This is a genomic window from Pseudomonas sp. BP11-1-1, from assembly GCF_052112105.1.
GTDB classification, from domain to species: domain Bacteria; phylum Pseudomonadota; class Gammaproteobacteria; order Pseudomonadales; family Pseudomonadaceae; genus Aquipseudomonas; species Aquipseudomonas alvandae.
Genome location: NZ_JAUTYU010000026.1, coordinates 37,013 through 63,141, shown reverse-complemented (window position 1 = coordinate 63,141; position 26,129 = coordinate 37,013). Strand labels below are relative to the sequence as shown.

At 61.8% G+C, this 26,129-nt stretch carries 16 protein-coding genes and 1 pseudogene; 11 read left to right on the top strand and 6 right to left on the bottom strand.

Annotated features, from left to right (window positions below):
- Together Q7C33_RS27185 and Q7C33_RS27180 are read left to right on the top strand one after the other, a co-directional pair.
- Positions 1-4,892, top strand: a pseudogene (locus Q7C33_RS27185) (LapA family giant adhesin); the annotation flags it as partial.
- 181 nt (positions 4,893-5,073) lie between these two features.
- On the top strand, positions 5,074-5,412 hold the full coding sequence (locus Q7C33_RS27180) for a hypothetical protein (RefSeq protein ID WP_014335964.1): 339 nt from the start codon (positions 5,074-5,076) through the stop codon (positions 5,410-5,412).
- Between the two features lie 312 nt (positions 5,413-5,724).
- Here Q7C33_RS27180 and Q7C33_RS27175 read toward each other — a convergent pair whose 3' ends face one another.
- The 3 genes from Q7C33_RS27175 to lapG form a co-directional block, all read right to left on the bottom strand.
- Entirely contained in the window at positions 5,725-6,096 is a 372-nt protein-coding gene (locus tag Q7C33_RS27175) for a DUF6124 family protein (protein WP_407684461.1), read from the bottom strand.
- 460 nt (positions 6,097-6,556) lie between these two features.
- Complete coding sequence (gene lapD / locus Q7C33_RS27170; RefSeq protein ID WP_407684460.1) at positions 6,557-8,503, bottom strand: cyclic di-GMP receptor LapD; 1,947 nt, start codon at positions 8,501-8,503, stop codon at positions 6,557-6,559.
- Positions 8,504-8,517: 14 nt separating this feature from the next.
- Entirely contained in the window at positions 8,518-9,141 is a 624-nt protein-coding gene (lapG, locus tag Q7C33_RS27165; protein WP_407684463.1) for a cysteine protease LapG, read from the bottom strand.
- Between the two features lie 269 nt (positions 9,142-9,410).
- Here lapG and Q7C33_RS27160 point away from each other — a divergent pair, with 269 nt between their 5' ends.
- The 5 genes from Q7C33_RS27160 (at position 9,411) to Q7C33_RS27140 (ending at position 16,406) form a co-directional block, all read left to right on the top strand.
- Positions 9,411-10,091 (top strand): GntR family transcriptional regulator, encoded by a 681-nt coding sequence (locus Q7C33_RS27160; protein WP_217860908.1) that lies wholly within the window; start codon positions 9,411-9,413, stop codon positions 10,089-10,091.
- A gap of 686 nt (positions 10,092-10,777) precedes the next feature.
- The gene (locus tag Q7C33_RS27155; protein ID WP_407684459.1) at positions 10,778-11,554 is read left to right on the top strand and encodes a DUF3050 domain-containing protein; all 777 of its coding nucleotides are present in this window, start codon (positions 10,778-10,780) and stop codon (positions 11,552-11,554) included.
- Positions 11,551-12,483, top strand: a complete 933-nt coding sequence (locus tag Q7C33_RS27150; protein WP_407684458.1) for a diiron oxygenase — start codon at positions 11,551-11,553, stop codon at positions 12,481-12,483. Before Q7C33_RS27155 ends, Q7C33_RS27150 begins: the two co-directional genes overlap by 4 nt.
- A gap of 10 nt (positions 12,484-12,493) precedes the next feature.
- Positions 12,494-15,910: an amino acid adenylation domain-containing protein gene (locus Q7C33_RS27145; protein ID WP_407684457.1), complete on the top strand. Its 3,417-nt coding sequence runs from the start codon at positions 12,494-12,496 to the stop codon at positions 15,908-15,910.
- Between the two features lie 31 nt (positions 15,911-15,941).
- On the top strand, positions 15,942-16,406 hold the full coding sequence (locus Q7C33_RS27140) for an SRPBCC family protein (protein WP_407684456.1): 465 nt from the start codon (positions 15,942-15,944) through the stop codon (positions 16,404-16,406).
- A 203-nt stretch (positions 16,407-16,609) separates the two neighbouring features.
- On the opposite strand, the gene Q7C33_RS27135 is transcribed toward Q7C33_RS27140, so the two are convergent.
- On the bottom strand, positions 16,610-18,490 hold the full coding sequence (locus Q7C33_RS27135) for a methyl-accepting chemotaxis protein (RefSeq protein WP_407684455.1): 1,881 nt from the start codon (positions 18,488-18,490) through the stop codon (positions 16,610-16,612).
- Positions 18,491-18,755: 265 nt separating this feature from the next.
- Between Q7C33_RS27135 and Q7C33_RS27130 the strand changes: the two genes are divergently transcribed.
- From Q7C33_RS27130 to Q7C33_RS27120, 3 genes are all read left to right on the top strand, one after another.
- Positions 18,756-19,256 carry a sigma-70 family RNA polymerase sigma factor gene (locus Q7C33_RS27130; RefSeq protein WP_407684454.1) on the top strand — a complete coding sequence of 167 codons (501 nt, stop codon included), beginning with the start codon at positions 18,756-18,758 and terminating at the stop codon, positions 19,254-19,256.
- A 4-nt stretch (positions 19,257-19,260) separates the two neighbouring features.
- Positions 19,261-20,244 (top strand): FecR domain-containing protein, encoded by a 984-nt coding sequence (locus Q7C33_RS27125; protein ID WP_407684453.1) that lies wholly within the window; start codon positions 19,261-19,263, stop codon positions 20,242-20,244.
- Between the two features lie 86 nt (positions 20,245-20,330).
- Complete coding sequence (locus Q7C33_RS27120; RefSeq protein WP_407684452.1) at positions 20,331-22,835, top strand: TonB-dependent siderophore receptor; 2,505 nt, start codon at positions 20,331-20,333, stop codon at positions 22,833-22,835.
- 208 nt (positions 22,836-23,043) lie between these two features.
- Here Q7C33_RS27120 and Q7C33_RS27115 read toward each other — a convergent pair whose 3' ends face one another.
- Entirely contained in the window at positions 23,044-24,117 is a 1,074-nt protein-coding gene (locus Q7C33_RS27115) for a fatty acid desaturase (protein WP_407684451.1), read from the bottom strand.
- 100 nt (positions 24,118-24,217) lie between these two features.
- Between Q7C33_RS27115 and Q7C33_RS27110 the strand changes: the two genes are divergently transcribed.
- Positions 24,218-25,222 (top strand): AraC family transcriptional regulator, encoded by a 1,005-nt coding sequence (locus tag Q7C33_RS27110; protein WP_030138487.1) that lies wholly within the window; start codon positions 24,218-24,220, stop codon positions 25,220-25,222.
- 199 nt (positions 25,223-25,421) lie between these two features.
- Here Q7C33_RS27110 and Q7C33_RS27105 read toward each other — a convergent pair whose 3' ends face one another.
- On the bottom strand, positions 25,422-26,108 hold the full coding sequence (locus Q7C33_RS27105) for a Crp/Fnr family transcriptional regulator (protein WP_407684450.1): 687 nt from the start codon (positions 26,106-26,108) through the stop codon (positions 25,422-25,424).
- Between the last annotated feature and the right edge of the window lie 21 nt (positions 26,109-26,129).

Below are 26,129 nucleotides of genomic sequence, written 5' to 3'. Positions count from 1 at the left end.
GAAAACCGGTCACCGCGCAAAACGGTCCAGTGACCGTAACGTTGGACAGCGGCAAGACCATCACCATCGCTGCGGGCGCAAGCTCGGGTGCGCTCGATGTGCCTGTCGGCAACGACGTGTACCAAGGCCCAACCACTGTGACCGAGTCGATTGCCTCGGCATCGGGCGGCAACCTCGAAGCCATCGCGCCGAACACCGCGCCTGTCAGCACCATCGTTAGCGATGTCGATGACACCACCACCGTGACGCTGACCGCGACGCCAACCGTGAATGAAAACGGCACGATCACCTACACCGCGACCCTGACCGGTGCCGACGGAAAACCGGTCACCGCGCAAAACGGTCCAGTGACCGTAACGTTGGACAGCGGCAAGACCATCACCATCGCTGCGGGCGCAAGCTCGGGTGCGCTCGATGTGCCTGTCGGCAACGACGTGTACCAAGGTCCAACGACTGTCACCGAATCGATCAAAGATGCATCCGGCGGTAATCTCGAAGCCATTGCTCCAAACACTGCTCCAGTCAGCACCGTGGTTAGCGACGTCAACGACACCACCACGGTGACATTGACCGCTACGCCAACCGTGAACGAAAACGGCACCATCACTTATACCGCCACTCTGACCGGTGCCGACGGCAAACCTGTCACTGCTCAGAACGGTCCGGTGACCGTGACCCTGGACAGCGGCAAAACCATCACCATCGCTGCGGGTGCAAGCTCGGGCGAGCTCAATGTGCCTGTCGACAACGACGTGTACCAAGGTCCAACGACTGTCACCGAATCGATCAAAGATGCATCCGGCGGTAATCTCGAAGCCATTGCTCCAAACACTGCTCCAGTCAGCACCGTCGTCAGCGACGTCAACGACACCACCACCGTGACGCTGACCGCCACGCCGAACGTGAACGAAAACGGCACCATCACCTACACCGCCACCCTGACCGGCGCCGACGGCAAACCCGTCACCGCTCAGAACGGTCCTGTGACCGTGACCTTGGAAAGCGGCAAGACCATCACCATCGCCGCCGGTGCAAGCTCGGGTGCGCTCGATGTGCATGTCGGCAACGATGTCTACACCGGTGCGCCGTCCATCACCGAGTCGATCAAATCGGCCTCCGGAGGCAATCTCGAAGCCATCGGCGTCAATAGCGCCGGCGCGTCGACGGCCGTGGGCGACACTGTCGACAACACCACCGTCAGCATCAGCGGCAGCACCTCCGTCACCGAAGGCCAGGCCGCCACGTACACCGTCAGCCTGACGAACCCGGCGCAAACCGAAGTGACGGTGAAGATCGTCTACAGCGGTACCGCCGCCGACGGCTCGGACTTTACCGGCGTCTACACCGTGAAGATTCCGGCCAACGCCACCAGCGCCAACTTCAACGTGGCCACCCTGGACGACAAGATCACCGAAGGCACTGAAAACTTCGTGGTCAAGATCGACTCGGCCACTGGCGGCAATTTCGAGCACCTGGCGGTCAGTGGGACCAACGGCAGCGTCAGTACGTCGATCATCGACAACGACACGCCGCCTGCGCTTGACCTGGATGCCAACGATTCCAGCGGCAAGACCGGCGCCGACTACCAGGTGACCTTCACCGAAGGCACTTCCGGCCCGGGCGTGTCCATCGCCGACACCGACCTGAAGATCACCGACCCGGACAGCACGATGCTGACCGGCGCCACCATCGTGCTGACCAACCGTCAGCCTGGCGATCATCTGAACCTGGGCAACAGCGTCAACGGCATCAGCATCAACGCCAACAGCACCGACGGCAAAGTCGTCCTGACGCTGACGGGCAATGCGACGCTGGCCGACTACATGCAGCAGATCAAGAACATCAGCTTCATCAACAACAGCGAAGACCCGAGCAGCGTACCGCGCGTGATCACCGTGACGGTGACTGACGGCGCAAGCTACTCCAACACCGCCACCACCACCGTGAACGTGGTCGGCGTCAACGATGCACCGGTCGCCACGGGCGGTTCGGTGACCGGTACCGAAGACACTTCGCTGGTGCTTGGCTGGTCGACCTTCGGCGTCAGCGACGTGGACAGCTCCGCCGCCAGCCAGGGCGTGAAAATCACCGGGCTGCCTGGCGATGGCAAGCTGCAGTACCTGGACGGTGCGACCTGGAAGGACGTGGCCAACAACCAGACCTTCACCAAGGCCGATATCGATGCCGGCAAGCTGCGCTTCACGCCAGATGCCAATGAATCCGGGACCAATGGCTACGGTGGCAGCGGCGTGGGCAACCAACAGGCTGACTACACGCAGATCAAGTTCCAGCCTACCGACGGCCAGGCGCTGGGCAACACCGGCACCGTGAAGATCGACATCACGCCGACTGCCGACGCACCGACCCTCAACGTGGCCGGCAACAACGTGACCTCCACTGGCTTGATCAAGGAAGTCTGGACCGGCCTGTCGGGCCTGGGCACCGATGGCAGCGGCGCGCCGTCCGGCACGCTCAAGTCGGTGATCGATGCCGCCGGCACGCCGAACAGCAGCACCAACGTGACCAACGTCCAGAACGACAGCAACGTCAATCCGGGCACCGCGTCGAAGACTTCTGGGCTGATTTTCCTGGAAGCTGGCAAGACCTATACCTTCAGTGGCACGGGCGATGACAGCCTGTTGGTGACTGTCGGCGGCAAGGACGTGGCGGGTATCACCTGGGGCGCGGGTGGCCAGCTCAATGGTTCGTTCACCCCGACCAGCAGCGGCTACTACACCCTGGACATCTACCACCACAACCAGACCGGCCCGGGCAGCTATGACGTGAACCTGTCGATCAACGGCAGCACGCCGGTAGACCTGAGCAGTGCCGGCGTACCGCTCTACACCGGCGTCACCGACCTGACGAACGCCGGGGTCAGCGTTTCCGACCTGCACGGTACCAACGGCGAAGGCTACTACGACGGCTTCAAGCTCAACGAAGGTGGCGAAGGCGGCAGCGTGAACCTGTCGAAGATCACCACCGCCCTGACCGACACCGACGGCTCCGAAAGCCTGAGCGTGAAAATCGGCGGCATGCCGGAAGGCAGCGTGCTGAGCGACGGCGCCGGCCACACCGCGATCGTCGGTGCCAACGGCGAGGCCTCCGTGACTGGCTGGAACCTGGGCAGTCTGAACCTGACGCCACCGACCTACTACAACGGCCAGATCAACCTGACGGTAACGTCGACCTCCACCGAATCCCTCGGCGGATCGGCAGTGACGACCGCGCAGATCCCGGTCACCGTTTACCCGGCGACCTATAACGCCGCCACCGCTACCTCCGGCAGCGACAATGTCACCGGTACCGACGGCAACGACATCGTGGTCGCCGACATCGGCGGACTGACCGTGGTGCCGGGCGTCAACTACAACATCGCCTTCATGGTCGACAGCTCCGGCAGCATGAGCGACTCGTCCGTCACCGCCGCGAAGAACTCGTTGACCCAAGTGTTCAACACCCTCAAGCAGAGCCTGGGCAGCAACTCCGGGACGGTGAACATCTTCCTGGCGGACTTCGATAACCAGGTCAACAAGAACGTTGCGGTCAACCTCAACGATCCGAACGCGCTGACACTGCTCAAGAACGTGCTCGACTCGATGGTGTCCGGCGGCAATACCAACTATGAAGACGTGTTCAAGACCACCGCAAACTTCTTCAACAGCACCCAGGCCCTGAGCAATACCGGTGCGAAGAACCTGACGTACTTCATCACCGACGGTGAGCCAACGCGCTACCAGTCCGGCGAAGAGACGAACCCAGTGTTGTACGGCACCGTCAAGCTCGACGACGTCCTGAGCGCGGCCAACTACACCGTTGGCAAGTACTACACCCAGACGATCGACAGCACACACAAATTCACCATCGAAGAAAATGGGGACATGTTCCTGTCGATCAAGAACGGCAAGAATTGGAATAAAGACTACGTCGGCACGGTGCATGCCGAGGGCAACGGTACGTTCGAGTTCTCCAACGTGGACGGCGGCGGGTGGAGCGACGCCTCGGCAGCAGCCGGCTCAACGGCCAGCTTCACCCTGCTCAAAGGCTTGAGCAACGTTGAAGCCATCGGCCTGAACAACGGCGTGACCCTTGACGACCTCAAGCCGTACGACTCCGATGGCAAGCCGCAAACCAACATCGACCCCAAGGACCTGGCCAACTCGATCATCGGCCACACCGAAGCGACGTTGCCAGGTGCCGACACGGTCAATGGCGGCGACGGCAATGACATCCTCTTCGGCGATCTGGTGAGCTTCAACGGCATCACCGGCGAGGGTTACCAGGCGATCCAGTCGTTCGTGGCCCAGCAAAGCGGCGTCGACGTCAGCAAGATCACCACCAGCAACGTGCACCAGTACATCACCGAGCACTACACCGCGTTCGATGTGTCTGGCGCGCATGATGGCAACGACACCCTGCTGGGCGGCGCCGGTAACGACATCCTGTTCGGCCAGGGCGGCAACGACCTGCTGGACGGTGGCAAGGGCAATGACATCCTGCTCGGTGGCAGCGGTGCCGATACCCTGATCGGCGGCAAGGGCAACGACACCCTGATCGGTGGCCTGGGCGGCGACACCTTCTTCTGGAAATCCGGCGACACCGGTACTGACGTGATCAAGGACTTCAAGGCCGGCGACGGTGATCGGATCGATCTGCGGGACCTGCTGCAGGGCGAAACCGGCAGTACCATCGACCACTTCCTGAAAATCACCACGGTCGATGGCGTTTCCTCCTTGCAAGTCAGCACCACCGGCCAGTTCAACACGGCCAACAGCGCAGCCGCGCCGGACGTGACGATCAAGCTCGAAGGCAACAACTGGTCGAACATCAACCTGAACTCCCTCATCGCCGGCAGTGATCCGACCATCAAGATCGATCACAACAACAGCTGACGCTGACACGGACCCCGTGGCGAGGGAGCTTGCTCCCGCTGGGGCGCGAAGCGGCCCTGTTTTTAGGGCTGCCGAGCAGCCCAGCGGGAGCAAGCTCCCTCGCCACGGATAAGTGTTCAAACGCCCCCTGGTTGGCCTATGCTGCCCAGCATGACGCCGCTTCATACATGAGGGATGCCCGATGTTTTATGTGCAACGTGATGCACAAGGCCTGCTGGTGCGCGTCGAAGCCACCGCTTACGCCGAGGCCACCGAGACCTTGCCGGCCGACAACCATGAAATCCAGGACTGGTTCGCCAACCAGGCAGTAGAAAACAGCCTCAAGCAGCTCAAGCAAAGCGACTTGGAGATGATCCGGGTACTCGATGACTTGATCCAGGTGCTGACCAGCAAAGGCGTCATTCGCGTCACCGACCTGCCACCCGCGGCCCAGGCCAAGCTGATGGACCGCAACCAGGCCCGTGAAGCGCTGGGCGGGCTGAGCCGGTTGATCGATGATGATGAGAAGGGGTTGATCTAGGCTCCCACGTCATTTCAGGCAGCACACAACACCTGTGGCGAGGGGATTTATCCCCGCTGGGCTGCGCAGCGGCCCTAAAACCCAGCCGCCTCGGTGTGTCAGGCAGTTCACCTTTAGGTATCTGGGGCTGCTACGCAGCCCAACGGGGATAAATCCCCTCGCCACGGGTTTGGAATTGTCTGGGCTGACGCCTTCGCGAGCAGGCTCGCTCCCACAGTTCATTTTGTGTTGATTTCGATATTTCGGTTCAACACAGATCAGTGTGGGAGCGAGCTTGCTCGCGAAAGCGGTCTTCAATTCACCACAGGTCTTTCAGATTGTGGCTTGAACCTCAAGCCGATCCATCGCCCGTTCCACCAGCAAATGCACCCCATCCGCCATGCGGCTGATCGCCAGGATCACGCTGCGGCGCGAGCCGTCGACGTCATCTGCCAGGTTGGCGGCGATGGCGCTGATGGACAGCAGGTCTTCGGAGGCGTTGGCCAGTAGGGTTTCGGTGTCGATGTCCGGGGCGACCATGAAGAGTTGGGGCCCTTGGGATTTGTTTGAGGATTGATCGGCGGGTTTGGGGTTGAGGTAGTAGTCGAGGACGCGTTCGGCGGCTTCGTCGAGTTTTTTGGATTTCGAGGATTTGCTGGAAGTGTTGCCAGGGTTTTCTGGCGGATTTGGAGTTGCTTTGAACATGTCGTGAATCTCCATCTGTAGAAGTGGAACCGACACCCTTCGCTTGCACGCAAATGAGGTGGCAGTTGTACGTAGGTGTGCAAGACCGGGCAGACGGAACCCCGGCAGACCTCTCCTCGCGAAGAAATCTCCCACGCACAACCGCCATAAAGCGCTTGTGCGTCGTCTTTTAACCGGCTTGCACGCCAGTGTCACCGTTTTTTTCGGTGACAAACCCAGACTAGCCATCAGACGGACGCCGGACAAGTTCACCAACTTCGCCAGAACTTGAAGGAAATCTCCTAGGACCTGGCTTTTAGGGGGTGGATCCATTTCTGCGGTAACGGCTGCTGGCGGTTCCGCCCTTACAGCGGGTCACTTTTTTGGCGTCTGAAAAAAGTGACCCGCCGTAAGGGCGGAACCCTAAGCCGCCGTTACCGCAGCAACGGATATGTACCCGATCAGCAGCGTATAAGCCGCCTCACCCCCAACGCCGAGGCTCACCCACCAACTGCCCCTGCACCCCAAACAACCCCATCTCCCGAATCACCGCCAACTCCCCCTCCGTCTCCACCCGCTCAGCAATCAACGGCAGATCAATACTATGGGCGGCACGCTGGATAGCTTCAATGAACAGACGCTTGTCGCTTTCCTGATCAATCGCGCGAATGTAACTGCCATCGATCTTCAGATAGGCCAACCCCAGCCGCGACAAGTTGCCGATCATGCTGAACCGCCCACCAAAGCGCTGCAGGCTCAGGGAGAAACCAAGCTCGCGCAACTGCCGGGTCAATTGCTCCAGCACCGCTTGCTCGGGCAGTTGCTCTTCACCAATCTCCAGCGTCAGGCGCGACCCAAGGTTGGAGTGGGACCGCAGTATTTCAAAAACCTTGGCCAGCGCCTGCGGATCGGCCAGCGTGGCGGAAGACAGGTTCAACGCCAAGGACTGTTCGTGCCCGGCCATCTGCTTGAGGACCTGTTCGAGCATCAGGCGATCCAGTCGCGCGGTCCAGCCAAAGCGCTCCAGCCAAGGCAGGAAACGCCCGGCAGGGATTGTCTGGCCCTGCTCGTCCAGCAGCCGCGAAAGCACCTTGTAATGCAGCACCACCTGGGTGTCCTGGGCGGCCACCACGGGTTGGAAGTACAGCTCGAAACGTTGATTGTCCAGGGCCTGGTCAAGTAGGTTGTGCCAGGCATGGTGATCATCGCCGACGCTGGCCGATGCGCTGTGATCCAGGCAGGCCCAGCTCGGTTCGCCCTGGCTTTCGGCCTGGGCCAACGCCTGGTCGCCGAGCTGGAGCACCGCTTGCGGCGAGTCGCCATGGACGAACGGCGCCAGCCCGATGGAGGCCACCGTCGCCATGTCCGTCGCGCCGGTGGCATGCAGGCTCGCCAACGCCGCTTCGAGGTTTTGCGCCAGTTGCAGCGCCTCCTCACGGACCAGTCCGGGCGCCAGCACGGCGAACTCACCACCGCGAATGCGCGTCACCAGGTTATGGGTTTCCGGGTACCGAGCGCACTCACGCAATAATTGCTCACCCACGGCCTTGAGCAACTGGTCAGTGCGCTGCCCGCCCAGCCGCTGGTTCAGACCGGCGAGGTCCTTGACCCGCAACAACAGCAGATAACCGGAACTGGCCTGCTCGGGATTGCTCACCCGTGCATGCAACTGCATCTCGAAATAGCGCCGGTTGGCCAATCCGGTGAGGTTGTCCTGGTACGACTCGATCCGCAGCTTCTCGCTGCGCTCGGCCTGCTCCTGGAACAGTGCCTTGAGCTTCTCGACCATCTGGTTCATCGCCTGCACCACCCGGCGCAGTTCAGGCGTACGTGGCAGCTCCGGCAGGCTCAGGAATTCGCGCCGGGCGATGGCGTGGGACTGATGCACCATGTAGTCCAGCGGCTTGAGCTGGCGACGCAGCAGCAAGGCTCCCAACACCGCGCTCACGGCGCCGCACAGCAATAGCCAGCCCAGGCTGCCCAGGGCGCTCTGCCACAGCTTGGCGAGGGCGAACATCGGATGGCTGACCACTTCGACCCGCGCCGCCTGCTCCCAACCGCGGCTGACAATCGCGTCGCCGCCGGCCGGCTCCAGGCCAATGAGCTTGATGAACCACTGAGGAACGCTGCCGGCGTCAGGGGTACCGGTGCGCTCGACCAGGGTCTTGTCGGTGGCCACATCGACCACGCGGATGCTTGCGTAGTAGCCGCTGTCGAAGATCGAGCTGACCATCAACTCGACCATCGCCGGGTCGTCGATGTTCGGCGTCAAGGACAGTGCCAGCGCCGTGGCTGCGTCCTGGGCGTGGGAGCGCAGTTGATTGACGTACTGGGCCCGCGAGCTCTCCAGGCTGACCATGAAGCTGCCGCTGAAGGCAACCACCAGGAACAGACAAATAGCGATCAACAGCTGTTTGAACAAGGACATCTGAGCGCGCGCTCCTAGTTAGTCGTCTCGACCGGAAAACCTTCGGCCTGCATTTTCTTCAACACATCCTGCCACCGCGACAGGCGCTTGGTATCACTCACTTTCTTGTTGCCCTTGGTGCCCGGCAGCCACAGTCCCTCGGCGTTGAAGGAGTAGACCGGGAGCAAGTCGGTTCGCTGGCTGGCCGGCAGGATGCCGTCGATCAGGCTGTCGAGTACCAGCGGCATCGCATCAGGGGTGGCGTAGTAGGTGAGCACCATGTGCGCACGGTTCTGCCGCAGGGCCTTGACGTAGGTGATGCGCAGCTTGTCACTGGAAACGCCGAGGTGACGCAGGCTGAAGTACTTGGCAATCGCGTAGTCCTCACAATCGCCTGCGCCCTTCCACAGCGCCTGGATCGGGGTTTCCCAGTAATCGACCTCCCGCCACAGGTCGATGTCTTCCACGTAGCGCACCTTCTTGTTGAAAAACAGGTTCACCACCTTGAGCTGTTCCAATTCCGGAATCTGCTTCTGCGTCGCCAACAATTCCTGCCATGCATCGATCCGCTGCTGCCCTTCCCCCAACGGTCCATATAATGCTTGCGCCCGCCGGCTGATCTGCGCAAAGTCCCAGTCGGCGTGCAGGCCACCCAGCATCAGGCCCGCCAGCAGCAATGCCGAGCACAGCCAGCGCAAGAACCTGAGGACTGGGAAAGGTGCAGCCAAGGGAAATACGTCCGAAAGGGCGGTTGGAAAATTCGTTGGATGGTGAAGCCTGGCCCGGCAAAAGACAATGGCAGGTTGCAATCACCGCAAGCAGACTAAACTCTAGTTCAGGAACCGGCGCCGCGAGACTTTGACGGCTTGGCAATCTGTAACTAATGTTGGCTTGGATCCAATTTCGTTACTACCAGTCAGGTGTTGTCGTGACACAGAAGCCCAAACCGTTAAGCACTATCCAGGTCAACGGCCCCATTCCCGCAGCCCAGGCGCGCTCGATCATCGAAAGCTCCCTGCGCGAGGCCATTCTCGACGGACGCTTGCCCAGTGGCACCGCTGTGCGCCAGCAGGAACTGGCGGATCTGTTCGGCGTCAGCCGCATGCCGGTGCGCGAGGCGTTGCGTCAGCTCGAGGCGCAATCGTTGCTCACGGTGGTCCAGCACAAGGGTGCCGTTGTGGCGCCGTTGATCACCAGCAATGCGGTCGAGACCTATGCCCTGCGTTCGGTCCTGGAAGGCTTCGCCCTGCGCCTGTCCATCCCGCTGCTCGACGACAACGACTTGGCCATGGCCGCCCAATACATCGAACAGCTCGAAGGGCAGACCAATTACGCCGAGATCGCCAGGCTCAACCGCTTGTTCCACATGTCGCTTTACCACAAGGCGCCCAACGCCAAGCTGCTGGACCTCATCGAGCGTGAACTCAACGAAGAAGAACGCTTCCTGCGTTTTCACCTATCGTCCATGGGCCTGGGCAAGCTGACCCAGGATGACCATCGCGCGATGCTCGACGCCGCGAAAGCCAAAGATATCGATCAAGCGGTTCTTCTGCTCGAAACCCATCTGGAGAAAGCCTCCGTCACTATGCGTCGGCACCTGGAACGTTAATCGAGTCGCCCCCCAGCGCCGGCCATCTGGCCGGCGCAGTATTTTCTTACACATCCTTCCCACACCTGGGTTGCCTAGCCACCACGGCCCGGCCGCGATTGCGTCCCGTCGTGGCATCAGTCCGATGGAACTGCTGTCGATTTGGGCTCACTCTTGCGCTTGTCGATTCAAAAATAGACCTGAAGAAGTCAGCGCCCGGTGGTAGCCAGGCGAATCGAAGCCATTACGCAAGGAGCGTCGCCCAACTGGCGGAAGGGCCGGTAGTCCGACCGGCACCCCGCCCTTAAAACACTTACTTCTTACTTTCCCGATCCCTGAAGTGCTCCGAGTGAGGCATTCACTCGAAACATTCGATTCTGATAGTTATAAATCGGAAGGAGCAACTTCGCCTCAATAAAACTTAAAACAAAAGTTTTAACCAGCCTCTTCGCGCCCAATAAAACAGCAACTTTAAATAACTGAGAAATAACTTGCATGGCCTTTAAGTCTTGTACTAATTTTTAACTCGTCGAATTGGTATCGACCATTACAACCCTGACAAAACGCCTCTAGCACAGGCGCAGCGACCCGAATCGCGCAATAACCATAAGTACTAACAACCCATGGACTCCGGTTCAAGCACTTGCTCGCCTCTTGAAAAGAAAGCGAGCAACTTCCGGACAAACATCATTGATGAGGACGTTCCAATGCAGCCAACCAAAGAACAACTATCTCTGAAAAAACACGAACTTGGCCAACACCCGGTTTTTTCCGAAATAACATCAATCGACCTGTTGCGCCGCTTTATGGAAAGTCATGTCTTCGCCGTTTGGGACTTCATGTCCCTGACCAAGCGCCTGCAACGGGAACTGACCTGCGTACATCTGCCGTGGCTGCCCCCGGCCGACCCGCACGCTGCGCGACTGATCAACGAGATTGTCTTGGGCGAAGAGTCCGACGACCGCCCCGGCGCGGGCTATTGCAGCCATTTCGAGCTGTACCTGGACGCCATGCGCGAGGTCGGCGCGGACACCCGGGCGATCGAACGATTCATTGCGCTGCAGCAAGAGGGTGTCAGCCCCGACACGGCGCTGGACAGCGTCGAAGTCGAGCCAGCCGCCGCGCGGTTCGTCCGCCAGACCCTGCACACCGCCCTGCACGCGCCGGCCCACAGCGTCGCCGCCGCGTTCGTGCATGGGCGCGAGAGCGTCATCCCGCAGATGTTCCAGCGCATGCTGGACGCCTGGGGCATTGGCCTGGACCAGGCGCCGACGTTTCGGTACTACCTGCAACGGCACATCGAGGTGGACTCCGAAGACCATGGCCCGGCGGCGGAAAAACTGCTGGCGCGGTTGATCGACGGCGACCCGCAACGCGAGCGCGAAGTCCTGGCGGCCGCCATTGCCGCCGTCCACAGCCGTGCGGCGCTGTGGGATGGCCTGCGCCAGAGCATGGCCCAGCCTGTTGCGCAGGTGACGCCATGAACGCCATCCAATATCAATCCTTCGCCGACGCCTGGGAAAGCCGCGCCACCATCCGCACCCGGCCACGGCGCCGGGTCGAAGACGACGACAAGTTGATCTTCCCCATGAGCCGACAGCCGCTGGTGCACAGCCAGACCTTCCTGAGCCATTGCCCGCAGTTGCGTGATTTTGTCCTGGTACAGAGCCTTTATAAATTCATCAACGACGTGGTGATTTTCGAGACCGAGCTGGTGGACCACACCGCCCGGCGTATCGCCAAGAATCGCTTCGGCATCGAGTTTCCGTTCGCCTGTCGCTACGACGCGATGACGGTAGTGGTGGATGAGGATTACCACGCCTTGGTGGCGATGGATTTCATGCAGCAAACCATCGACATGACCGGCATCACGCCGATCCCGCTGCCCCAGCAGATCGAACTCAGCCGCGCGATTCCCGCCACCCTGGCGCGGGCGCCGGAGCATTTGCTCAGCGCCGTGGAACTGATCTGCATCGCCATCGCCGAGAACACCGTGACCAACGAAGTGGCCGCCTTCGCCCGGGACGATTCGGTCAAGGCCTCGATCAAGGGGTTGATGGCCGATCATCTGCTGGACGAGGGCCGGCATTCCGGTTTCTGGACACGGCTGGTGCAGATCTACTGGCGCACCGCGCCCGAAGAAGACCACGAGGCGATTGCGCGGTTGATGCCAGGGTTCATCGCCGATTACCTGGCGAGCGATCTGCAGCAGGCCTTCGATTTCGAGCTGATCAGCCACTTGCCCGTCGACGAATCGGTGCGCCAGTCATTGCGCGAAGACGCCAGTGCGCTGGCTTATCCGATCAATCGTTTTCACCCGCTGGTGGGCAACATCACCCGTTTTTTCCGTGGCAGCTCGATGCTCGCGTCCCCCTGCGTGCGCGACGCCCTGGCCGATTACTTGACCCCATGAGGACCTTCCAATGAGACGCCTCGAAATTACACTGGCTGGCAACAGCCAGGCCATGGCCGAACTGGCCCGGGAACTTGAGGAACATGGCCATGGCGTCGCGAAGGCGCCGGCCGGCGACGGCACGTTCGACCTGTTGATCGACGACGGTACGGTGCCATGCGCCCTCAGGGCCCGTTTCCGCCTTCAGGTGCGCGTGGTACTCCAGGCCTTGCCCGGCCACGCGCTGCCACAACCGGTGGTGGTTTTTCGCGACGGCGCGCAGCGGATTCTGCTTCAAGACGTCATTCATGCGCAGGACTGCGGCAACGGTCAGTCGTTGCGTTTGCGTGCAATGGCGGCGGTGGTCGAGCATGCCGCACAGCTGGTCAGCCAGTTGTCGCGCGATGAGCACTGCTTCGACCAATGGCCGGCGACACGGGATGACGCTGCCGGCCCCGCGCACGGTCTGGACGTGCTGGAACCATTGGCCTTCGTACACCGCCTCAATCAGCAGGCGGTTCCCTGGCTGCTGGCCGCCGCCGAAGTGCCGGTGATGCACAGCATCGAGCAGCGCATGCTCGATGACGCGACGCAACCTGCGCTGTGGATCGAGGACCAATCCATCGACTACAAGTCCTTGCGCGATTCGGTGCTGCGAATTCAGCAGGCCATGCAGGAAAGCCTTGGGGAAGCAACCGATCGCCCACGGGTGATCGGCGTGTGCCTGCCAAAATCGGCGCCGCTGTACGCAGCCATCCTCGCGGTGCTGGGGTGCGGGGCGGTGTACCTGCCGCTGGACCCGCAACACCCGGCGCAACGTCGGCGCTTCATTCTGGAAAACGCCAGGGCGGACCTGCTGGTCCACGACGGCAACAGCGATCTGGATGAACTGTCGATACCCACGCTGAACGTCCATCGACTGCCATCGTCGAGGCCGGCCATTCCTGCCTCGACGATTCGCCGGATCGTCAGCATCGACGAACCGGCCGTGGCGATCTACACCTCCGGCACCACCGGCCAACCCAAAGGCGTCTTGCTCAGCCATCGCAACCTCAGCCATTTCTGCGCCTGGTACAGCGACCATGTCGGGCTGCGACGAGACAGTCGCGCGTTGCAGTTTTCCACGATCAACTTCGACGCGTCATTGCTGGACATGTTGCCGACCTTCATCCAGGGCGCGCTGTTGGTCGTGCCCAGCGAGGATCAGCGCCGCGACCCGCAGCAACTGGTGGCGTTGATTCGTGAGCAGCGCGTCAGCCACGCCTTCCTTCCACCTGCGCTGTTGAGTGTCATGCCGCTGGACGCGCCCTTGGGGCTGGTGCACCTGATTACCGGCGGGGATGTCTGCGAGCCTTACGTGATCGAGCGACTGGCGCCGCAGTGCCGGTTCCACAACATCTACGGCCCGACGGAAACCACGGTGTTGGCGACCACCCGGCAATTTGCGGTGGGCGACAACAACCGCAACCTGGGCACGCCCATCGCCAACGGGCAGGTGTTGATTCTCGACGAACAACGGCAACCGGTCCCCGACGGTACCCCCGGTGAGTTGTACATCGCCGGGCCTGGTGTCGGCCTGGGGTACCTGAACGATCCGGTGCTGACCGCCAGCCGTTATCTCGACCTGACGCTGCCCACCGGGCAGACGCTGCGGGTCTATCGCACCGGTGACATCGGCCAATGGACCGACAACGGGATCGAGCTCTGCGGCCGTCGCGATAACCAAGTGAAGATCCGCGGCTTTCGGGTCGAGCCCGAAGAGATCGAACATTGCCTGCGCGACCGTCAGTTGTTTCGCCAAGTGGCAGTGGGGGTGGATGAGCGACGGCGGATCCTGGCGTTCCTGGCAGGGCCCCTGGAGGATCAGCCCGGCGCCGCGCTCCAGGCCTTGCGGGCCCATGTGCAAAACACATTGCCCAACTACATGCACCCGGCGGCCTACGTCGAACTGCCCAGCCTGCCCTACACCAGCAACGGCAAGGTCGATCGCCGCGCGCTCCTTGCCACGGCGGGCTCGGTCCAGGCTGGCAGTCAGGGACGCCAACCGCAAAACGCTTTGGAAACACAGCTCCAGCAACTATGGGCCGAGCTGCTGGAACTGCCGGTGGAGGACATCGCCACCGACGAAAGTTTCTTCAACCTGGGTGGACATTCGATCCTGCTGTCGCGACTGCTGTTGAGCATTCGCCAGACATTCGGGCGCAGCCTGTCGATCAATCGCTTCATCGAAGCGCCGACGCTGATCACCCTGGCGAAGTTGCTCGACAGCCCTGGGCAAAGTGAGGCATCGACCCTCAGTCCCCAGGCGTTCATCGACGCCGAAGCCGAGCTCAACCTCGATCCGCTGCCGATCAGTCAGAGCGGTGATGTCCACAAGGTGATCGTGACCGGCGCCAACAGCTTTCTCGGTGTGCACATCGTCGAGGCGTTGCTGGCGTGGGGAGCCACGGAAGTGGCGTGCCTGGTGCGTGAATCCGCCGAGCAAAGCGCGGCCGAACGCTTCGCCCAAGCCCTGCGGGAAAATCACCTGGAGCATTTGGACCTGGGTCGGGTCAGCGTCTATGCCGCCGACATCACCCAACCACAACTGGGTTTGCCGGACGACATCTACCTGCGCCTCGACAGCACTTTCGGCGCGTTGGTGCACAACGCCGCCCACGTCAATCATGTGCTCGACTACGAGTCCCTGGCGCGGGACAACGTCGAACCGATCTTCGAATGCCTGCGCCTGTGCGAAGGGCGCAGCAAGAAGATCTTCAACTTCGTCTCGACGTTGTCGGCCTCCAGCGCCTTGGACGCCGAGGGCCAGGTCCTGGAACTACCGGCGGCCGAGACACCGCCGATCTACATCAAGAACGGCTACAACCTGTCCAAGTGGGTCGGCGAGCGAATCCTGCAACGGGCCCGCGACCTGGGCGTGCGGGTCAATCTGTTCCGTCCCGGCAACATCAGCTTCAACAGCCAGACCGGGGTCTGCCAGCCCCACAAGAACCGCTTGATGCTGATGCTCAAGGGCTCGATCCAGCTCGGCCAGGTGCCGGATCTGTCGCTCAATTTCGACCTGATGCCGGTGGACTTCCTGGCCCGTTTCATCGCCTTCCACGCCAGCCGCTACCAACCCAACCAGGCCGTGTTCAACCTGCACAACCCCGAGCCGCTGAGCTGGGACGCCTACGTCGCGTCGTTTCGCGAGAGTGGCCGGGAATTCTCTCTGGTGAGCATCGCTGACTGGCAACGGCAATTGGCGCGAGTCGATACCGACAATGCGCTGTTTGGCGTACTGGGTTTCTACCTCAACGGCTTCGAGGAAGACATTGGCGACATCTCGCTGATCCGCCATGACAACGCCCGGTCCGGCGTACGGCAAATGGGCGCGCGCTACCCGGAAAAATCACCGGCCCTGCTGCGCCGTGGTGCCGACTATCTCAAGGCTATCGATTTCATCTGAAGCAACCCAACCCAACGCAAGGAGCAAGACCATGAGTGCATTCCAACCCGACACCCTGATCAAGAACCCTCAGGCCTGCCATGTCGAAACCTCGGTAGAAGTGCCCGCCGACGCGGCGCGAGTCTGGGACATAGTGGGTGATTTTGGCGGTTTCAACCGTTTCATCCCCGCGCTTGAGCGCATCGAAATGACCGGCGAAGGCGTACGATCCCTGCGCAAGAAATTCTTCGTCGATGGGCAAAACCTGGTAGTGGAACAACTCAACAGCCGCGACGACCAGGCCATGCACATGACCTGGACGCTGATCTACAACACCCTGGGCATCGACAACCTCTGGGCGGCGATGCGCGTGGAGCCCCTGGCAGATAACCGCTGCCGCGCGACCTGGACCATCATCGCCGACCACACCGACGCCCATACGCCGTCGGGGTTCCGAGACTTCCTGCAAGGGTTCGCCGATGAGGCGATGGGGAATGTGGTGAAGATGTTCGCCTGACCACGAATCCCTGTGGGAGCGAGCTCGCTCGCGAAAGCGGTGGGTCAGCTGGCATAAATGTCGCCAGGGCTGCCGTCTTCGCGAGCAGGCTCGCTCCCACATGGGCTCTGCGGTGGATGAAAAGATCTGGAGCCACCGCCAATCCCCGGTGGGAGCAAGCTTGCTCGGGGCGGCGATCCGACGATGGCGGTAGCTCCCCTGGATCAGATCTTGAAGCTGTCCACCAACTGCTTCAACCGATTGGCCTGCTGTGACAAGGCATCGCAATCCTTCAGGGTTTCGTTGAGGTTGGCGACGCTTTGCTGGTTCAACGTGTTGATATGCGTGACGTCCATGTTGAGGGTTTCCACCACGGCAGTCTGTTCTTCGGTTGCGGCAGCCACGGACTGGTTCATGCCATCGATTTCGCCGATGCGCTGGGTCACGCTGACCAGGCGCAGGCCGGCCTGGTTCGCCACTTCCACGCTCTCCTCGCTGGAGGCCTGGCTGGCGTTCATCGTGGTCACGGCTTCACGGGAGCCGACTTGCAGCGACGTGATCATCTTGTGAATTTCTTCGGCGGACTCCTGGGTGCGATGCGCCAGGTTGCGCACCTCATCGGCCACCACCGCGAAACCACGTCCGGCTTCACCGGCACGGGCCGCCTCGATGGCGGCGTTCAAGGCCAGCAGGTTGGTTTGCTGGGAGATGCCCTTGATCACGTCCAGGATGTGCCCGATGTTGTCGGTGCTCGCGTTCAGCGTTTCGATCTGGGTGCACGACAGGCTGATCTTCTGCGACAGCTCGGTCATGGCCTGGATGGTTTTCTCTACTACTTGGCGACCGTCGTCCGCCTGTTCGCTGGCGCCACTGGCGTGCTGCGAAGCATCGGCGGCGTTGCGGGCGATTTCCTGGGTGGCGGCGCCCAACTGGTTGATCGCGGCGGCCACGCTGTTAGTGCGCGCGCTCTGCTCATCCGAACCGACGAGCGAGGCGTTGGAAGACGTCATCACCCGTTGCGACAGGTCATGCACCTGACGCGTGGCGGAAGACACTTCGGCGATCGAAGCGTGAATACGTTCCACGAACTGGTTGAACGAGCCGCCCAACACCGCGAATTCGTCCTTGCCCTGCACGACCAGGCGCCGGGTCAGGTCACCTTCACCCTGGGCGATGTCCTGCATGGCACGGCCCATGGTGGTCAGCGGACGCATCAGCACCTGGATCAACAAGCTCAACAGCAACGCGATCGCGCCCACCGCGACGAACATCGCGATCAGCGCCGACGTGCGGAACTGGCTCAGCGGCGCGTAGGCCTTGCTCTTGTCGATCGACAGGCCGATGTACCACTCGGCGCCCGGCAAACCGGTCACCGGGGTGAACGAAAGGATGCGGTCCTGCCCGTTCAGCTCGACTTCCTGGATGCCTTTGCCGATGCGCACCGGGGTGCCGGGGTAGATGTCCTTGAGGTTCTTCATCACCTGGTCTTTGTCCGGGCTGACGATCACCTGACCGTCGCCGCTGACCAGGAACGCATGGCCGATGCCACCGAAATCCACGGAGTTGATGATCTTCACCAGGGTTTCCAGGCTCAGGTCACCACCGACCACACCGAGCAGCTCGCCGTTGTGCTTGACCGGCAGGGCAATGGTCACCACCAGGCCGCCAACGGCCGCCGCGTAGGGTGGGGTCAGCATGGTTTTATCGGCGGCAACGGCCTGTTTGTACCAGGGACGCTGACGTGGGTCATAACCGTCGGGCATCTTCGCGTCAGGCCGCTGGGTGAACACGCCGTTGTTCTGGCCCACGTAGGTGAACTGGAAGTTCGAGGTCAACGCCGGCTGGTCGACCAGCCCCGGCAAATCGGCGCCCGTCCCCTGATGCGCGATATTTTGCGCCAGGTTTTCCAATACCAGTATCCGCCCACTCATCCAGTTCTGGACGCTGCTGGCCGTGAGGTCACCGGATTGCTCGATGGATGACTCGAGGCTGCGGCCGATGGTGTTGCGTTGCAAATAATCGTTGTAGAGCGTGAACAGGGCAAAAGCCAGAACCACCACACCAGAGGCGGCCAGGAGGATTTTGTGGCTGAACTTTAGATTCATGGATGGGACTTCTTATGCAGGGGATGGGGGTGCATTCCGGTTGGCAATTCCATGTAGCCGCAGAGCTGAGATTGGATCCGCTCCATTTTGGTGCACGCATACCTTGCTGTCGGCCAGCGCCTGGAAAAGATTAGCCGGTTGTACAATTGTCCGACGAGATGACCACTGAATCGGAAGGATTCCACGGCGAACGGTGGTTGCAAATTTAATGAACGCTTATGACAATGCGACCTATTATCATTTGTGATATCAGGCCATCGCGTTCATGTCCTCTCCCCAGTTAGCAGTACAGGCGCTCTACTGCAGCCACCACGGCTGGCTCCACACATGGTTGCGCAGCCGATTGGGCAACGCCGCCGATGCGGCCGACCTGGCCCAGGACACTTTCGTACGCCTGCTGCAACGCACCGAACGCCTGGATCTCAAGGCGCCCCGCGCTTTTCTGCGCACCGTCGCCCAAGGCCTGGTGATCGACCATTGGCGCCGCGAGGAAATTGAACGCGCCTACCTCGAAAGCATCGCGCACCTGCCAGAAGCACAAACCCCCGGTGCTGAAGCCCAGGCATTGATCCTTGAACTGCTGGAAGCCATCGCGCGCATGCTCGAAGGCCTCAAGCCCAAGGTGCGCAGGGCGTTCCTCCTGGCCCAGTGTGAAGGCATGACCTACAAGCAGATTGCCGAGCAAATGGGCATCTCGTTGCGGTCCGTGGAACGTTATGTCGCCGATGCGCTGTATCACTGCTACGTGCTGCGCTATGAAGATTGAGCCGATGGATCAAACCTCGCGGGTGCGCGGCCCTTCGCAACAAGTGGTCAAGCAAGCGATCCACTGGCTGCTGCGCCTGCGCAACCATGCCGCCAACCCGGTCCTGCGCCAACAGTGCGACGCTTGGCGCATCGCCCACCACGATCATGAACTGGCTTGGCAACGGGTGCAGTCGCTACACAGCGAGCTGACGGCCAACCTTCGAGCCGTGCCCGGCGCCCACATTGCCCTCGACACCCTGGAAACCAGCGCCCAGCGCCTCGGTCGGCGCCAGGCGTTGAAACTATTGTCTGGCGTCGCCGTGGTGGGTGCCGCCGCGTGGCTGGGCAAGGATTTGGGCTGGCAGCCATGGAATGCCGACTTCGCTACCGCCACGGGCGAACGACGCGGTTTTCAATTGCCGGACGGCACACGGCTTGAACTCAACACCCACAGCGCCGCCGATCTCGACTACACGGCGAGCCAACGCCTGATCACGTTGGCGCGCGGCGAAATCATGGTCACTTGCGGCCGCGATCCCGGACGCCCGCTGTTGGTGAAAAGCCGCGAGGGTTTGTTCGAAGGGCTGGAGGGGCGCTTCGTCGTGCGCCAGGACAGCGACTGCACGCGCCTGAGCGTCACCAGCGGGCGGGTCGCCATTCGCTCGCACCAAGGCAGTGACGGCGCGCCGATCCATGTGGAGGCAGGACAAAGCTATCGCGTCAGCTCATCGACAGCGACGTTGGCACCGCCCTTGGACATGGACGCAGGCGCTTGGGCGGACGGCTTGATCGTCACGCGCAACATGCGCCTGGAAGACTTCCTCAACGAGGTCAGTCGGTATCGCCGGGGCTATCTGAAATGCGCCGCCTCGGTGGCGGACCTGCGTTTGTCCGGCGTCTTCCGCCTGGACGACATCGACAAGATGCTGGCCGTGCTCCCGCGCACGCTGCCCGTGCAACTGCGCTATCGAACCCGCTGGTGGCTGACAGTGGAACGTCCGGCCTGATTTTTTTTGGCGGGTTTTGCGCAGGCGTCCGGCTAGGACAGTAAGCAACGCTTATCTGCCTTCAGCGACTCCAACGGAAACCCATAATGACTGAGCGCTTAACCCTCAAGACCTCCTTCGGCTGTTCCCCGCAAACCAGCCTCTTGCGCCAAGCCGTCCGTGCCGCGCTGCTGAGCACGGCGCTGGGCGTCAGCGCTGTGCCGACGCTGGCCATCGCCGCGCAGGACGGCGTCACCGCCAGCCGCCAGAGCTACAACATCGCCGCGGGCCCATTGAGCGAGGTGCTGAACCAGTTCGCGCGCCAGGCAGGGGTTACTTTGGCGAGCACCCCCGAGCAAACCGCCGGCCGCCAGTCGCCAGGACTCAAAGGCGAGTATTCGGCGGACCAGGCCCTGGACCAGTTGCTCAATGGCTCGGGGCTGGTTGCGGTCGGCCAGGAAGGCAGCGGCTACGTCTTGCAGGCCCAAGCCGCGGACAGCGCGCTGGCGCTGCCGACCACAGACGTCAAGGGTTTCGCCCTGGGCAACGCCTTGGGCAGCATGGCCGGCTACAACGCCACCCACAGCCAGGTCGCGACCAAAACCAGTACCGCCCTGCGCGAGACCTCACAAAGCGTATCGGTGGTGACCCGCGAGCAAATGGACGACCAGGGCGCGCAGACCGTTTCCCAGGCGATGCGCTACACCCCCGGCGTGCTGACCAACCCCTACGGCGCGACGCATCGCTACGACTACGTGGCCATGCGCGGCTTCAACGACGGCTCGGTGGACAACATCTACCTCGACGGCCTCAAGTCCATGGGCGACAGCGGCACCTACAGCTCCATGCAGGTCGATCCGTATTTCCTGGAACGGGTCGACATCCTCAAAGGCCCGTCCTCGGTGCTGTATGGCCGCAGCTCGCCGGGCGGCCTGGTGGCGCTCACCAGCAAAAAGCCGCTGTACGAGGCCTACCATCAGGTCCAGGCCACCGTCGGCACCCAAGGCCAGCGCGGCGTGGGCTTCGACTTCAGCGGGCCGGTGGACGATGAAAAACGCATCGCCTATCGCCTGATCGGCCTCGCGGACACATCCGACACCCAGTTCGATCACAACAAGGAAAAGCGCTTCACCCTGGCGCCCACCGTCAGCATCGACTTCACCGAGGACACCTCGCTGACCCTGCAAGCCTACCTGCAGCACGAGCCCGACGGCGGCTACCACGGCGGCGTACCGGCCGATGGCGCGTTGCACAAGCGCAATGGCCGGCGGATCTCGGAACACTTCTTCGAAGGCGAGCCCGGCGTCGACGTGTACGAACGTGACCAGCAGTCGTTCGGCTATCAATTCGAGCACCGTTTCAATGACGTCTTCACCGCCCGGCAGAACTTCCGCTACCTGGACTCCGACGTCACCAACAATCAGGTCTATGCCTTCGGCTGGACCAGCCCCACCAGCAACGAGTTGAACCGTTACTACACCGGCGCCAACGAAAAGCTGCATTCATTCATCGTCGACAACATGCTGCAGGCCGAATTCTTCACCGGCGCGACCAAGCACACGGTGCTGATGGGCGCCGACTACCAGCGGCGCAAGACCGTGGTCGATTGGACCAGCGGCACCCTCGCTCCGATCAACGCCTTCGACCCGGTCTATGGCAATTCCGCGATCAGTAATCGCTCTGACACCAGCTATCTGCGGCGCCTGGAGCAGACCGGCGTCTACCTGCAAGACCTGATCGAAATGGACAAGTGGCGCTTCTCCCTGGGCCTGCGCCAGGACTGGGTCGAGACCTCGGACGAAAACCGCATCGCCGAATTCGGCCGCCCTGAAGGCACCGAGATCAACGACAAGCGCACCAAGCTCACTGGTCGCGTCGGGGCGCTGTATTTGTTCGATAACGGCCTGGCGCCGTACATCAGCTATTCGGAGTCGTTCAACCCCAATTCCTATGCCGACAGCGCCGGCAATCCTTTGCCGCCCACCGACGGCAAACAATGGGAACTGGGCCTGAAATACCAGCCGCCGGGCACGGATGATTTGTACACCGCCTCGCTGTTCCGCATCGACCAGGAGAACCTGGCGACCAAGCTGCCCCAGGACAACTTCTACCGCGCCGTCGGCGCCGTCCGCTCCCAAGGCCTGGAACTGGAAGCGCACGTGCAATTGACCGAACAGTTCAAGGTGCTGGGCAGCTACACCTTCACCGACATCGAATACTCGAAATCAATGGTGAGTACCCTGAGCACGCCCACCAACATCATCGAAAACAAAGGCAACTCACCGACCCAGGCCCCGCGCCACATGGCCTCGGTGTGGGCCGACTACAAATTCGACAGTGGCACGCTCGATGGCCTGCGACTGGGCGGCGGCGTGCGCTATGTCGGCTACAGCTGGGTCGACGCGGAGAACACCATGAAGGTGCCTTCGTACACGCTGTTCGATGCATCGGTGGGGTATGACCTGGGCAAGGTCGGCTTGAAGGGCGTAGATGTACGCTTGAACGCCAACAACCTGACCAACGAAACCTACATCGCCTCGTGTGCCAGCCTGAACTTCTGCTACATGGGTGAAGAGCGCAATGTGGCGGCTACTGTGAGTTATCAGTTCTGACCATCCTCCAGGCCAAACGCAATTGTCTGGCCTGAAAGATACCCCCTGTGGCGAGGGGATTTATCCCCGCTGGGCCGCGCAGCGGCCCCAAAAAAGGGATGTAATCAGGCCTGACACACCGCGGCGCCGGGCCTTGGGGCTGCTGCGCAGCCCAGCGGGGATAAATCCCCTCGCCACAAGTGTGTTCTCCATGCAGAGGTGGTGCGTCTCAAACCTGGGCCGCATTCACCTTCTCCCCCACCGCACCCTCCTCCCGCACAAACCGATTCGCCCGCCCGAACGTGCCGTAATCATTGAACCGCACGCCCATCTCGCGCATCACCTCATGCGCCACCGGCACCGTCATCTGGCGAATATAGAACGGCTCCTTCACCACGAAATGATGAATGCCATGGCTGCTCCCGAAGTTGAAGCAGAACGCCTGCAACGGCCACAACCACCAAGGATTCAACACCTGAGTCTGCTGGATGACATTGCCCGGCTCGATGTCGCCGTAGTAGTGCATGTTCGAGCTGACGAAGTGCAGGCAAAAGGTGCGCAGCACATTCGGGCCGATGATCACCACCGCGGCGATATCGATGACGTGCATCGTCGCCAGGGTGCTCGCTGACCAATCAATGGAAGTGCCCAACAGCCCAGCCACCGCGTTGATCCCATGGAAACCGAGGAACACGTACCAGGCGCCCCAGTGCAACAGCGCCAGCGGGAAGTACACCTTCAGCGTGCGCTTGAGGATGCTGCGCTTGTGTGCCCAAGTCTTGGCTCGCAGCAGGCGGATGAACGCTGACATCACGTTGTCACCCACCATCAGCAAACGCGCCAATCCCCAAGGCTCGCCGTTGGTAATCGCCCGCTCCTCCATGTCCGCTTCGCTGCCGGACACCTTGTGGTGGTTGAGGTGCAGATGGCGGCGGATCCACGGATTGATGGTGCTCGGGCGCGCCAGCCACACCAGGCCCATCATCAGATTGTGGGGCACGCGCTGCTTGCGGAAATACATGCTATGGATCAGGTCGTGTTCCAGCTCGTGGGTCAGGGACGCGAAAAACGCGTTGAGCAGCAGGCAGGCCCAACCGGCCAGATGGCCGTTGATGTAGAGCAGCGCCGAACCGATCATCCCCGCCAGGGCGAACGCCAGGATGCCCGCGCCCAACGCATCCTGATGCCGCAGGATCGGATAGCGCCGGCGCAATTCCTCGCCCCGGGCCAGGACAACCTGGCGAATGTGGGCGGCTCGCTGTTGTGCATTCAATCGCTCTGGGCTTGCGCAAGTGCCGTGCATGGCTTACATCCTCTGTTAACGATGTGCTCATCCTGCCGGGCGTTGTCCCATCGGGTGGTAGCCGTAAACGCCAACCTGTTGACCGCAAGCGCCAATTGTCATGACCGAACCCACCTCCCTCGCCAGCTGGACCCGCGCCCTGCGCAAGCAGCTCGATGCACTGGGCCTGGACAGCCAGGCCTTGTGCGTGGAAGCGGGCCTGGACCCGGCGTTGATGGACGACCCGAACGCCCGCTACCCGCTCTCGGCCACCACGCGCCTGTGGACGTTGGCGGTGCAGGCCAGCGGCGACCCGGCGATCGGCCTGCGGGTGTCGCGCTTCGTCAGTCCCACCACGTTCCATGCGTTGGGCTACGCCTTGGTGGCCAGCGGCAGCCTGCGGGAGGTGTTCGAGCGGATCGTGCGGTATCACCCGGTGGTCAGCGATGCGCTGGCCTTGCAACTGAGCCGCGGCGAAGACCGCTATCGTTTCAGTCTCGATGTGCCGGCGGGACGCCCCGCCCCCGCCTTCGAAGCCATCGACGCGTTTGCCGCGATCTACGTGCGCACCTGCCGCAACCGACTGGGCCGCGACTACGCACCGCTGGCGGTCTACCTGCGCCGGCCGGAACCGCTGGACCCCAGCCCATGGCACAAGGTGTTTCGGGCACCGGTGCATTTCGATGCCGGCCAGGATTGCCTGGAATTCAGCCTCGTGGATTTCGACAGCCACCTGGACGACGCGAACCCGGAGCTGGCCGAACACAACGAAACCGTGCTCAAGCGCACCCTCGCCCAGCTCCAGCCACTGACCTGGGAGCGCAAGGTCCGCGCCGCCATCGAAGCCCAGTTGCCCGAAGGCGAACCCAGCGCCGAACGCATCGCCCAGGCCATGCACCTGAGCCTGCGCAGCCTGCAGCGACACCTGGCCGACGAAGGCTGCCGCTTCGACGCGCTGCTCAACGAATGCCGGGAGAATCTGGCGCTGCTACACCTGCGCGATCCGCAGTGCTCGCTGAGTGAGGTCAGCTATCTGCTGGGCTTCGCCGACACCAGCAGCTTCAGCCGCGCGTTCAAGCGCTGGACGGGCATGACGCCGGGGCAGTTTCGGGATGGGTTGCGGTAGGGATTTGCAGTGCCTCGGCTGGCCCTATCGCGAGCAAGCTCGCTCCCACATTGGAAGCGGTGTGACCACAATAGCTGCGACAACACCAAGCCCCTGTGGGAGCGAGCTTGCTCGCGATGGCGGTGTATCAGTCACTATCGATGTCGACTGACCTGACGTCTTCGCGAGCAAGCTCGCTCCCACAGGGTCCAGGTCGGTTTCAGATTGTGGTCAGGGCTCGCAACCGTTCGATGTCGAGGATTTCGATTTCGCCATAACTCAGGTGAACAATGCCCTGCCCCTGCAAATCCTTGAGGATCTGGTTGGTGGTCTGGCGAGACAGGGATAGCATCAGTGCCAGTTGTTCCTGGGGCAATTGCAAGATCCGGCGCGCCGGTTCGATTTCGCCGTAGCCTTCGGCGATCATCAGCAGGCGGTGGGCCAAGCGGGCCGGGGCGGGCATCAGGCTCAGGTGTTCGAGATTGATGAACGTCAGGCGCAGTTTGTGGCTCATCAACAGGGCAAGATGACGCCAATGAACGGGTTGTTCTTCCAGAAAGGCCAGTAGCGCAGCCTGCGGCAAATGCAGCAACGAACATTGCCCGACGCCTACGGCGTCATGGGTGCGCGGCTGGCCGTCGAACAGACAGATCTCACCGAACCAATGAGGCGATTCCACCACGCTCAGCAGCGCTTCCTTGCCCTGCTCGCTGACCGCGCCGATGCGCACCGCCCCTTCGAGCACCGCGTACAAGCCACACGGCGGATCGCCGCGCTGGAACAGCCGTTGCCCCGGCGCCAGACGGCGCACCCGCGACATGCCCAGCAGGCTATCCTGAAACTCGGCGGGCAAATGGCTGTACCAATGTCCGGTCAGCAGATGCGTGTGCCAGGGGTGCGAATTCATGGAAACTCCGGGACAAGTGTC

What these genes read in the sequence shown, in the direction of transcription:
- Q7C33_RS27180 (WP_014335964.1), top strand. Translation starts at nt 5,074, where the DNA reads ATGTTTTATGTGCAACGTGATGCACAAGGCCTGCTGGTGCGCGTCGAA.
- Q7C33_RS27175 (WP_407684461.1), bottom strand. Translation starts at nt 6,096, where the DNA reads ATGTTCAAAGCAACTCCAAATCCGCCAGAAAACCCTGGCAACACTTCC.
- lapD (WP_407684460.1), bottom strand. Translation starts at nt 8,503, where the DNA reads ATGTCCTTGTTCAAACAGCTGTTGATCGCTATTTGTCTGTTCCTGGTG.
- lapG (WP_407684463.1), bottom strand. Translation starts at nt 9,141, where the DNA reads ATGCTGGGTGGCCTGCACGCCGACTGGGACTTTGCGCAGATCAGCCGG.
- Q7C33_RS27155 (WP_407684459.1), top strand. Translation starts at nt 10,778, where the DNA reads ATGCAGCCAACCAAAGAACAACTATCTCTGAAAAAACACGAACTTGGC.
- Q7C33_RS27150 (WP_407684458.1), top strand. Translation starts at nt 11,551, where the DNA reads ATGAACGCCATCCAATATCAATCCTTCGCCGACGCCTGGGAAAGCCGC.
- Q7C33_RS27145 (WP_407684457.1), top strand. Translation starts at nt 12,494, where the DNA reads ATGAGACGCCTCGAAATTACACTGGCTGGCAACAGCCAGGCCATGGCC.
- Q7C33_RS27140 (WP_407684456.1), top strand. Translation starts at nt 15,942, where the DNA reads ATGAGTGCATTCCAACCCGACACCCTGATCAAGAACCCTCAGGCCTGC.
- Q7C33_RS27135 (WP_407684455.1), bottom strand. Translation starts at nt 18,490, where the DNA reads ATGAATCTAAAGTTCAGCCACAAAATCCTCCTGGCCGCCTCTGGTGTG.
- Q7C33_RS27130 (WP_407684454.1), top strand. Translation starts at nt 18,756, where the DNA reads ATGTCCTCTCCCCAGTTAGCAGTACAGGCGCTCTACTGCAGCCACCAC.
- Q7C33_RS27125 (WP_407684453.1), top strand. Translation starts at nt 19,261, where the DNA reads ATGGATCAAACCTCGCGGGTGCGCGGCCCTTCGCAACAAGTGGTCAAG.
- Q7C33_RS27120 (WP_407684452.1), top strand. Translation starts at nt 20,331, where the DNA reads ATGACTGAGCGCTTAACCCTCAAGACCTCCTTCGGCTGTTCCCCGCAA.
- Q7C33_RS27115 (WP_407684451.1), bottom strand. Translation starts at nt 24,117, where the DNA reads ATGCACGGCACTTGCGCAAGCCCAGAGCGATTGAATGCACAACAGCGA.
- Q7C33_RS27110 (WP_030138487.1), top strand. Translation starts at nt 24,218, where the DNA reads ATGACCGAACCCACCTCCCTCGCCAGCTGGACCCGCGCCCTGCGCAAG.
- Q7C33_RS27105 (WP_407684450.1), bottom strand. Translation starts at nt 26,108, where the DNA reads ATGAATTCGCACCCCTGGCACACGCATCTGCTGACCGGACATTGGTAC.